Annotated in this window: 6 protein-coding genes; 3 read left to right on the top strand and 3 right to left on the bottom strand. The window is 69.7% G+C overall.

Annotation, left to right across the window (positions count from 1 at the left end):
- The first annotated feature begins 98 nt into the window (after positions 1–98).
- Positions 99–632 (top strand): TerD family protein, encoded by a 534-nt coding sequence (locus tag CCL05_RS17470; RefSeq protein ID WP_086561435.1) that lies wholly within the window; start codon positions 99–101, stop codon positions 630–632.
- 31 nt (positions 633–663) lie between these two features.
- On the top strand, positions 664–1,443 hold the full coding sequence (locus tag CCL05_RS17465) for a phosphotransferase (RefSeq protein ID WP_086561434.1): 780 nt from the start codon (positions 664–666) through the stop codon (positions 1,441–1,443).
- Between the two features lie 61 nt (positions 1,444–1,504).
- Here the strand turns inward: CCL05_RS17465 and CCL05_RS17460 are convergent, their stop codons facing one another.
- Positions 1,505–4,387 (bottom strand): vitamin B12-dependent ribonucleotide reductase, encoded by a 2,883-nt coding sequence (locus CCL05_RS17460; protein ID WP_086561433.1) that lies wholly within the window; start codon positions 4,385–4,387, stop codon positions 1,505–1,507.
- Between the two features lie 164 nt (positions 4,388–4,551).
- On the bottom strand, positions 4,552–5,112 hold the full coding sequence (gene nrdR, locus CCL05_RS17455) for a transcriptional regulator NrdR (RefSeq protein ID WP_086561436.1): 561 nt from the start codon (positions 5,110–5,112) through the stop codon (positions 4,552–4,554).
- A 621-nt stretch (positions 5,113–5,733) separates the two neighbouring features.
- Here nrdR and lexA point away from each other — a divergent pair.
- Positions 5,734–6,513, top strand: a complete 780-nt coding sequence (gene lexA, locus CCL05_RS17450; RefSeq protein ID WP_030845416.1) for a transcriptional repressor LexA — start codon at positions 5,734–5,736, stop codon at positions 6,511–6,513.
- A gap of 241 nt (positions 6,514–6,754) precedes the next feature.
- On the opposite strand, the gene CCL05_RS17445 is transcribed toward lexA, so the two are convergent.
- Entirely contained in the window at positions 6,755–8,731 is a 1,977-nt protein-coding gene (locus CCL05_RS17445) for an ATP-dependent DNA helicase (RefSeq protein ID WP_086561432.1), read from the bottom strand.
- Positions 8,732–8,962: the final 231 nt, after the last annotated feature.

The following is an 8,962-nucleotide window of genomic DNA, read 5'->3' as shown; positions in this document are numbered from 1 at the left end:
TCCCCGCACCGACCCGCCCGCGTGGCAGGATGGACAAACAGTCATGACTGCCCGGCAGTTGAGGCGAGCGGGCGGGTCGGTGCGGGGAAGGGGAGCTGGTGGACGGGCTGAACAAGGGGCTGCGCAAGGTCGAGATCGCGGTGCGGTGGGATCCCAGTCCGGCGGGGCAGCCGTCCACCGACCTGGACCTCGTCGCGGCGACCTATCTGGCGGACGCCCCTCACGGCGATCCCGCCTATCTGGTGCACTTCGACAGCCGCTCCCCCGACGGCACCATCTATCTGAACCGGGACAGCAAGGACGGCCAGGGCTTCGGCTACGACGAGGTCATGACGCTGGAACTCGACCGGCTCGACGGCCGGTACGCGCGCGTGGTGGTCGGTGTCGTCATCCAGCAGCGCCCGGCGGAGCGCACGTTCGTCAGTGTGGTGAACCCCGGATTGCGCATCCGCGAGGGGTACACGGTCCTGGCCGAGGACGACTTCGGGGGTGTCCTGGGGGCCACGGCGGCGACAGTCGCGGAGTTCGTCCGGGACGGTTCCGGCCCCTGGGACTTCCGCCCCGGCCTCCGGGGTTTCGAGGGCGACCCCGTGGACTTCGCCAGGACGATGGGTGCCGCACACCGGTCGTGAGTTCTCCCCGGAGAGCCCTCGGGAATCAGGGGTGAACCCGGTCTTCCCGGGCGGCTGGGACTGCGAGGCCCGGCTGGTCGACGGCCGCTGGGTCGAACGCCGTCCCCTCCGCCCGGATGTGGAGCGGCACCTCCGGACGGAGACCCGCCTCCTGCCCTGGCTCGCACCTCACCTGCCGCTCACCGTGCCGGTGCCCCACGTCGTGTCCGACGATCCGCTCACCGTGCGGCACGCCTTGGTCCCTGGTGAACCCCTGGGGGAGCTGGACGCCGCCCAGGGACGCGCCTTGGGGCTGTTCCTGCGCGCCTTGCACAGGGCGGACACCGATGAGGCCGTGCGACGCGGCGTGCCGCCCTCGCGGGAGGTGCTCCGGGAACGCGCCACCCTGGCGGACGACTTCCGTGCTCGCGTGCTGCCCCTCCTGCCGCCGGACCGGCACAACCCGGCCTCCGGCCTGCTGAAGGCCCTCGGCGCACTGCCCGCCGAGGCCCTCGTCCACGGGGATCTCGGGCCCGAGCATCTGCTGGCCCAGGACGGTGCCCTCACCGGTGTCATCGACTTCGGCGACGCGCACATCGGGGACCATGCCATCGACCTGGCATGGGCGCTCAACGGCTCCTCACCGGCGTTCGCCGACGCCTGCGCGACCGCCTACGGGGCACGGCCGGCGCTGCGCCGGCGCTCCCGGATCTGGCACCGTCTGGGCCCCTGGTACGAGGTCACGCACGGGTTGGACACCGGCGACCAGGACACCGTCCGGTCGGGGCTGGACGGCGTGCTGGACAGGCTTCCCGGCATCGGCGCCCCGTGACGACAAGAGGGGCACCAGCCCGAAGGCGGTGCCCCTCTGTCATCGGCTCAGGCGCTCGGCGTCAGCTGCAACCACTGGTCGAGCCGCAGCCCTCGCAGATGTAGCAGGAACCGGCGCGCTGCATCTTCGTGCCGCAGGAGAAGCACAGCGGGGCGTCGGCCTGGATGCCCAGCTGCATCTCCACCAGTTCGGCGCTGGTGTGGGCCTGCTGCGGGGCGGGCTTGGCCGCCTCTTCGGTCGCCGGCGCGGAGACGGCCTTCAGCTCCTGGGCCCGCGGCGCCGACTGGGCCAGGCCCTCGACGTCGACCTCGTCGTCGCCGATGGTCTGCTCGTACGAACCGGTCTCCAGGTGACGCTGACGCTCCTCGGCCGAGTGGATGCCGAGCGCGGAGCGCGTCTCGAACGGCAGGAAGTCCAGCGCCAGGCGGCGGAAGATGTAGTCGACGATCGACTGCGCCATCCGCACGTCCGGGTCGTCCGTCATGCCGGCCGGCTCGAAGCGCATGTTCGTGAACTTCGAGACGTACGTCTCCAGAGGGACGCCGTACTGGAGGCCGACGGAGACCGCGATGGAGAAGGCGTCCATCATGCCCGCGAGGGTCGAGCCCTGCTTGGACATCTTCAGGAAGACCTCGCCCAGACCGTCGTCCGGGTAGGAGTTGGCGGTCATGTAGCCCTCGGCACCGCCGACGGTGAAGGACGTGGTGATGCCGGGACGTCCCTTCGGGAGGCGCTTGCGGACCGGGCGGTACTCGACGACCTTCTCGACCTTGGCCTCGACGGCGGCGGGCTCCTCGGCCTTCTCCTCCCACTTCTTGGTGGAGAGCGGCTGGCCGACCTTGCAGTTGTCGCGGTAGATCGCGAGCGCCTTGACGCCCAGCTTCCAGGCCTCGAAGTAGATCTCCTCGACCTCCTCGACGGTCGCCGTCTCCGGCATGTTGACCGTCTTGGAGATGGCGCCGGAGATCCACGGCTGGATCGCGGCCATCATGCGGACGTGGCCCATCGGGGAGATGGCCCGCTCGCCCATGGCGCAGTCGAACACCTCGTAGTGCTCGGGCTTGAGGCCCGGGGCGTCGATCACGTTGCCGTGCTCGGCGATGTGGGCGACGATCGCCTCGATCTGCTCCTCGAGGTAGCCGAGGCGGCGCAGGGCCTGCGGGACGGTGCCGTTGACGATCTGCATCGAGCCGCCGCCGACCAGCTTCTTGAACTTGACCAGGGCGAGGTCGGGCTCGACACCGGTGGTGTCGCAGGACATCGCGAGGCCGATGGTGCCGGTCGGGGCCAGCACGGACGCCTGGGAGTTACGGAAACCGTTCTTCTCGCCGAGGCGCAGGACGTCCTGCCACGACTCGCTGGCGGCGGCCCACACCGGGGTGTCCAGGTCGTCCATGCGGACGGCCTTGTCGTTGGCGTCGGAGTGCTGCTTCATGACGCGCTTGTGGGCGTCGGCGTTGCGGGCGTAGCCGTCGTACGGGCCGACGACCGCGGCGAGTTCGGCGGAGCGGCGGTACGCCGTACCCGTCATCAGGGAGGTGATGGCGCCGGCGAGGGAGCGGCCGCCGTCGGAGTCGTAGGCGTGGCCGGTGGCCATCAGCAGGGCGCCGAGGTTGGCGTAGCCGATGCCGAGCTGGCGGAACGCGCGCGTGTTCTCACCGATCTTCTGGGTCGGGAAGTCGGCGAAGCAGATCGAGATGTCCATCGCGGTGATGACCAGCTCGACGACCTTCTGGAAGCGCTCGGCTTCGAAGGACTGGTTGCCCTTGCCGTCGTCCTTCAGGAACTTCATCAGGTTCAGCGAGGCCAGGTTGCAGGACGTGTTGTCCAGGTGCATGTACTCGCTGCACGGGTTCGACGCGGTGATCCGGCCGGACTCGGGGCAGGTGTGCCAGTTGTTGATGGTGTCGTCGTACTGGATGCCGGGGTCGGCGCAGGCCCAGGCGGCCTCGGCGATCTTGCGGAAGAGCTGCTTGGCGTCGACCTCCTCGATGACCTCGCCGGTCATCCGGCCGCGCAGCCCGAACTTGCCGCCCTGCTCGACGGCCGCCATGAACTCGTCGTTCACACGGACCGAGTTGTTGGCGTTCTGGTACTGGACGGAGGCGATGTCGTCGCCGCCCAGGTCCATGTCGAAGCCCGCGTCGCGCAGGACGCGGATCTTCTCCTCTTCCTTGACCTTGGTCTCGATGAAGTCCTCGATGTCGGGGTGGTCCACGTCGAGGACGACCATCTTGGCGGCGCGGCGGGTGGCGCCACCGGACTTGATCGTTCCTGCGGAGGCGTCGGCGCCGCGCATGAAGGAGACCGGGCCGGAAGCGTTGCCGCCGGAGGACAGCAGCTCCTTGGAGGAACGGATCCGGGAGAGGTTCAGGCCGGCACCGGAGCCGCCCTTGAAGATCATGCCCTCTTCCTTGTACCAGTCGAGGATCGACTCCATGGAGTCGTCGACGGACAGGATGAAGCAGGCGGAGACCTGCTGGGGCTGCTTGGTGCCGACGTTGAACCAGACAGGGCTGTTGAAGCTGAAGATCTGGTGCAGGAGGGCGTACGCCAGCTCGTGCTCGAAGATCTCGGCGTCGGCGGGCGAGGCGAAGTACTTGTGGTCCTCTCCGGCCTTCCGGTACGTCTTCACGATGCGGTCGATCAGCTGCTTGAGGCTGGTCTCACGCTGCGGGGTGCCGACGGCACCACGGAAGTACTTGCTGGTGACGATGTTGACCGCGTTCACCGACCAGAAGTCGGGGAACTCGACGCCACGCTGCTCGAAGTTGACCGAGCCGTCGCGCCAGTTGGTCATGACGACGTCACGGCGCTCCCAGGCCACCTCGTCGTACGGGTGGACACCAGGGGTGGTGTGGATGCGCTCGATACGCAGGCCCTTGCTCGCCTTGGTGCTCTTGGCGCGGGAACTCCGTGCCGGACCGCTCGCCGTCTCTGTCATGCCGCCTCCCTGTACGGGCGAAAACGCCCTGAAGTGCCCCGTTGTTCCCGTGGCACGGTGTTCTGTCTGATGCTGCGGGCACCCACTCACATCGCCCGCAACAGGTCTTCACATCGCCGCCGCCCGGCCGGGCCCGGAGTTGCCGTCCGGGTCCGGCCCGCCGGTCAGTCGGCGGCGCCTGCGGGCTCGGGGACGTGTCCCGTCCCTCCGGGCCCGCGGTCGTCTTCCTGGCTCCCCGCCCCCGCGCCCTCGCGGTCTCCGTCGTCCGCGTCGGGGCGTCCCGTCTCTTCCCTGAGCTCCGCGATGGCCGCCTCGAAGTCCTCGAGCGAGTCGAACGCCCGGTAGACGGAGGCGAAGCGCAGATACGCGACGAGATCGAGCTCCTGCAACGGGCCGAGTATGGCCAGTCCCACGTCATGGGTGGTCAGCTCGGCGCTTCCGGTGGCCCGCACCGCCTCCTCGACCCGCTGGCCGAGCTGGGCGAGCGCGTCCTCGGTGACGGGCCGCCCCTGACACGCCTTGCGCACGCCATTGATGATCTTGGTACGGCTGAATGGTTCGGTGACTCCGGACCGCTTGACCACCATGAGCGAGCACGTCTCCACAGTCGTGAAACGACGGGAGCAGTCAGGGCACTGGCGGCGCCTGCGGATGGACGTGCCGTCGTCGGTCGTACGGCTGTCGACGACACGGCTGTCGGGGTGCCTGCAGAAGGGGCAGTGCATGAACTCCAACCCTCCTCACAGCAGACTCATAAGCATCGCTGGGCCTCTTGCGCCCCACGAAGCAGCCTCAAGCATAGGCGATGACCATGGGCGCGAAGACCCGGGGGACCACAACTTGTGGGCTGCTGTTGCAATCCAACCACTAGATGTGGGGATTGGCTCATACACGCACGCCATACGCGCGTGTCGCGCGCGTAGACGCAGGTGACGCGCGAGCGGTCCGGCCACGCCCGCCTCGTACGTTCTCAGCGGCACCGCCAAGAGGGCCCGGCCGACCTCGCCGGCCGCATCCCGGCGCGCACAGCCGTATCGCTGCGGCAGATGCGGGGATACCGTGGGCGCCGCGAGGAGGGGGCGTGACACTCCCGCACATATGAGGGCTGGTCCCGGGGCAGGGGAATGCCGGATGGCAGACTGAGGCAACAGCCCCCGAGGCGATCACCCCGGCGGTGAAGAGTACAGCAATGGGCGCATTTGCCCGCCAGGTGGAGCGGTAGCCAATACACCCGGACACATGATCGCGTCAGCAGATACGCGATTTTTCACTCGAACGTGTGTTTGGCGCAACCTTTCGAAAGCAACTACCGTTGTCCAGCAGGGAGACCATCGAGAGGGGCCGACGTGACCACCACCGCAGACAGTGCCGCCATCACTGCCCAGGACCGCTCCCAGGGCCGACTGGAGCCGGTGCACGCGATGAACGAAGCCACGAACCCTGAGGGGCACAAGCGCTCCCTGCCGGGACGACCTCCCGGCATCCGGGCGGACAGTTCCGGACTCACCGACCGCCAGCGCCGCGTGATCGAGGTCATCAGGGACTCCGTGCAGCGGCGCGGCTACCCGCCGTCGATGCGCGAGATCGGCCAGGCCGTCGGCCTGTCCAGCACATCTTCCGTCGCACACCAGCTGATGGCACTGGAGCGCAAGGGCTTCCTGCGCCGCGACCCGCACCGCCCGCGCGCGTACGAGGTGCGCGGTTCCGACCAGGCCGCCTCCGTGCAGCCCACGGACACCGCGGGCAAGCCGGCCGCGTCGTACGTCCCGCTGGTCGGCCGCATCGCCGCCGGTGGGCCGATCCTCGCCGAGGAGTCCGTCGAGGACGTCTTTCCCCTCCCCCGCCAGCTCGTCGGCGACGGTGAGTTGTTCGTCCTGAAGGTCGTCGGCGACTCGATGATCGAGGCCGCCATCTGCGACGGCGACTGGGTCACGGTGCGCCGCCAGCCGGTCGCCGAGAACGGCGACATCGTGGCCGCGATGCTCGACGGTGAAGCCACCGTCAAGCGCTTCAAGCGCGAGGACGGCCACGTGTGGCTCCTCCCGCACAACGCGGCCTACGAGCCGATCCCCGGCGACGACGCGACCATCCTCGGCAAGGTGGTGGCCGTACTGCGCCGCGTCTGAGTCTGCGCACCGCGTCGGGCGGGCCCACTCGGCCCGCCCCCTGACCGGGCCCCGGGACCCCTGCGCCGGTTCCGGGGCCCTGCGCTGTCCGGGCCCCGGTAGGCGGTGTCCGGGGGCTCCAGTACGCGGTGTCCGGGGGCTCCAGTACGCGGTGTCGGGGGGAGTAGTCCTGGCGGCGGGCCCAGTACTCCCGGTGTGGGGGCCGGGCCACGGTTCCGTCACCGCAGACCGGCCCCGAGGCTCAATCCGCTTCCGCCTGCTTCGCCACCGCGTCGATCGCCGCCAGCGACTTCCGCACCTGGTTACGGTCCGTCGTGCACCAGAAGTCGGGCAGTGATGCCTTCAGATAGCTCCCGTACCGGGCCGTCGCCAGGCGCGGGTCCAGTACGGCGACCACCCCGCGGTCGCCCGAGGCCCGTACGAGACGGCCGGCGCCCTGGGCCATGAGGAGCGCGGCATGGGTGGCGGCGACGGCCATGAAGCCGTTGCCGCCCGCGTCCTCCACGGCCTTCTGGCGGGCACTCATCAAGGGGTCGTCCGGGCGCGGGAACGGGATCTTGTCCATGACGACCAGCTGACAGCTGGCCCCGGGGACGTCCACGCCCTGCCACAGCGACAGGGTGCCGAACAGACAGGTCTTCGGGTCGGCCGCGAAGTTCTTGATGAGCTCGCCGAGTGTCTCCTCGCCCTGGAGGAGGATCGGGAACTCCGGGATCCGGGAACGCAGTTCCTCGGCGGCCAGTTGGGCGCCCCGCATGGAGGAGAACAGGCCCAGGGTGCGGCCGCCCGCCGCCTGAATGAGCTCCGTGAGCTCGTCGAGCATGTCCCCGCGGTCGCCGTCCCGCGCGGGGCGCGCCAGGTGCTTCGCCACGTACAGGATGCCCTGCTTGCGGTAGTCGAAGGGCGATCCGACGTCGATGCCCTTCCACTGCGGGAGGTCATCGCCTTCGGTGCCCTCGGCAGCGAGCCCGAGGGACGCACCGACGCCGTTGAAGTCGCCGCCCAGCTTCAGCGTCGCGGACGTCAGGACCACGGAGCGATCCGCGAAGAGCTTCTCGCGCAGCAGCCCCGAGACGGACATGGGGGCCACGCGCAGGGAGGCACCGAAGCGGTCATGGCGCTCGTACCAGACCACGTCCCATTCGGAGCCGTTCGTGATCCGCTCCGCCACGTCGTGCACGTTCTCCACGGAGGCCAGCGCCTGCTTGCGGACCGCGTCCTCGTCCTGGACGGACTTGTCGCGGGTCGTGCCGATGGCGGAGATGACGGTGCGGCATGCGTCGCGCAGTGCCATGAGGGCGTAGCCGAGATCCTCGGGGATCTCCTCCAGGCGGCCGGGCAGCGCGAGCTCCATCAGCCGTTCAAAGCCCTCGGCGGCGGTCTGGAGCTGGTCCGCCGCCTTCTCGTTGACGAGTTTGGCGGCCCGGCGCACCGCGCGGTTGACCTGACCGGGGCTGAGCTCCCCGGTGGCCACTCCGGTGACGCGCGAGACCAGCTCATGGGCCTCGTCGACGATCAGCACCTCGTGCTGCGGGAGTACGGGGGCGCCCTCGATGGCGTCGATCGCGAGCAGTGCGTGGTTGGTGACGATGACCTCGGAGAGCTTGGCGCGCTCGCGGGCCATCTCGGCGAAGCACTCCGCGCCGTACGCGCACTTCGAGGCGCCGAGGCACTCCCTCGACGACACCGACACCTGGGCCCAGGCCCGGTCCGAGATGCCGGGTGTGAGGTCGTCACGGTCGCCGGTCTCGGTCTCGTCGGCCCAGTCGCGCACCCGCAGCAGGTCCTGGCCCAGCTTGCTGGTGGGCGCGGCTGCCTCGAACTGGTCGAAGAGGCCCTCCTCCTCGTCCTGCGGGACACCCTCGTGCAGACGGTGCAGGCACAGATAGTTCGACCGGCCCTTGAGCATCGCGAACTCCGGGCGGCGGCGCAGCAGGGGGTGCAGCGACTCGACCGTTCTCGGCAGGTCGCGCTCCACCAGCTGGCGCTGGAGGGCCAGGGTAGCCGTCGCGACGACCACACGCTCCCCGTGCGCGAGCGCCGGCACCAGGTAGCCCAGCGACTTGCCGGTGCCGGTACCGGCCTGGACCAGCAGGTGGGAGCCGTCGTCGATCGCCTCTGCGACGGCTTCGGCCATGGCCACCTGACCGGGGCGCTCCGTACCGCCGACGGCAGTGACGGCAGCATGCAGGAGTTCGGGGAGTGAGGGCTTCGTCATAGCGCGACCACCCTACGACCCAGCACTGACAAACGGGTGATCAAGGCAGGGACGGGGGACGGGATCAAGACCTTGGGCTCCTCGGTGCGGGGGGGGTCGGATGGGCTGACGGGGTGGTCGGATGGGCGGGTCGGCGGGTGGTTCTGCGGGGGACATGACCGGTTCGGCGCGGTGGGGCGTCACGGGCCGTGGCCGGGCGGGGCGAGCCGTCGGCGGGCGTGCCGAGTCGTG

It is taken from the genome of Streptomyces africanus, from assembly GCF_002150735.1.
Classification (GTDB): Bacteria; Actinomycetota; Actinomycetes; order Streptomycetales; family Streptomycetaceae; genus Streptomyces; species Streptomyces africanus.
The sequence above is the reverse complement of the archived record's forward strand: the minus strand, read 5'-3'. Positions and strand labels throughout refer to the sequence as shown.

Bases quoted from the DNA above. Each gene is read 5' to 3' on its own strand.
- CCL05_RS17460 (WP_086561433.1), bottom strand. From the start codon at position 4,387: ATGACAGAGACGGCGAGCGGTCCGGCACGGAGTTCCCGCGCCAAGAGC.
- CCL05_RS17445 (WP_086561432.1), bottom strand. From the start codon at position 8,731: ATGACGAAGCCCTCACTCCCCGAACTCCTGCATGCTGCCGTCACTGCC.
- nrdR (WP_086561436.1), bottom strand. From the start codon at position 5,112: ATGCACTGCCCCTTCTGCAGGCACCCCGACAGCCGTGTCGTCGACAGC.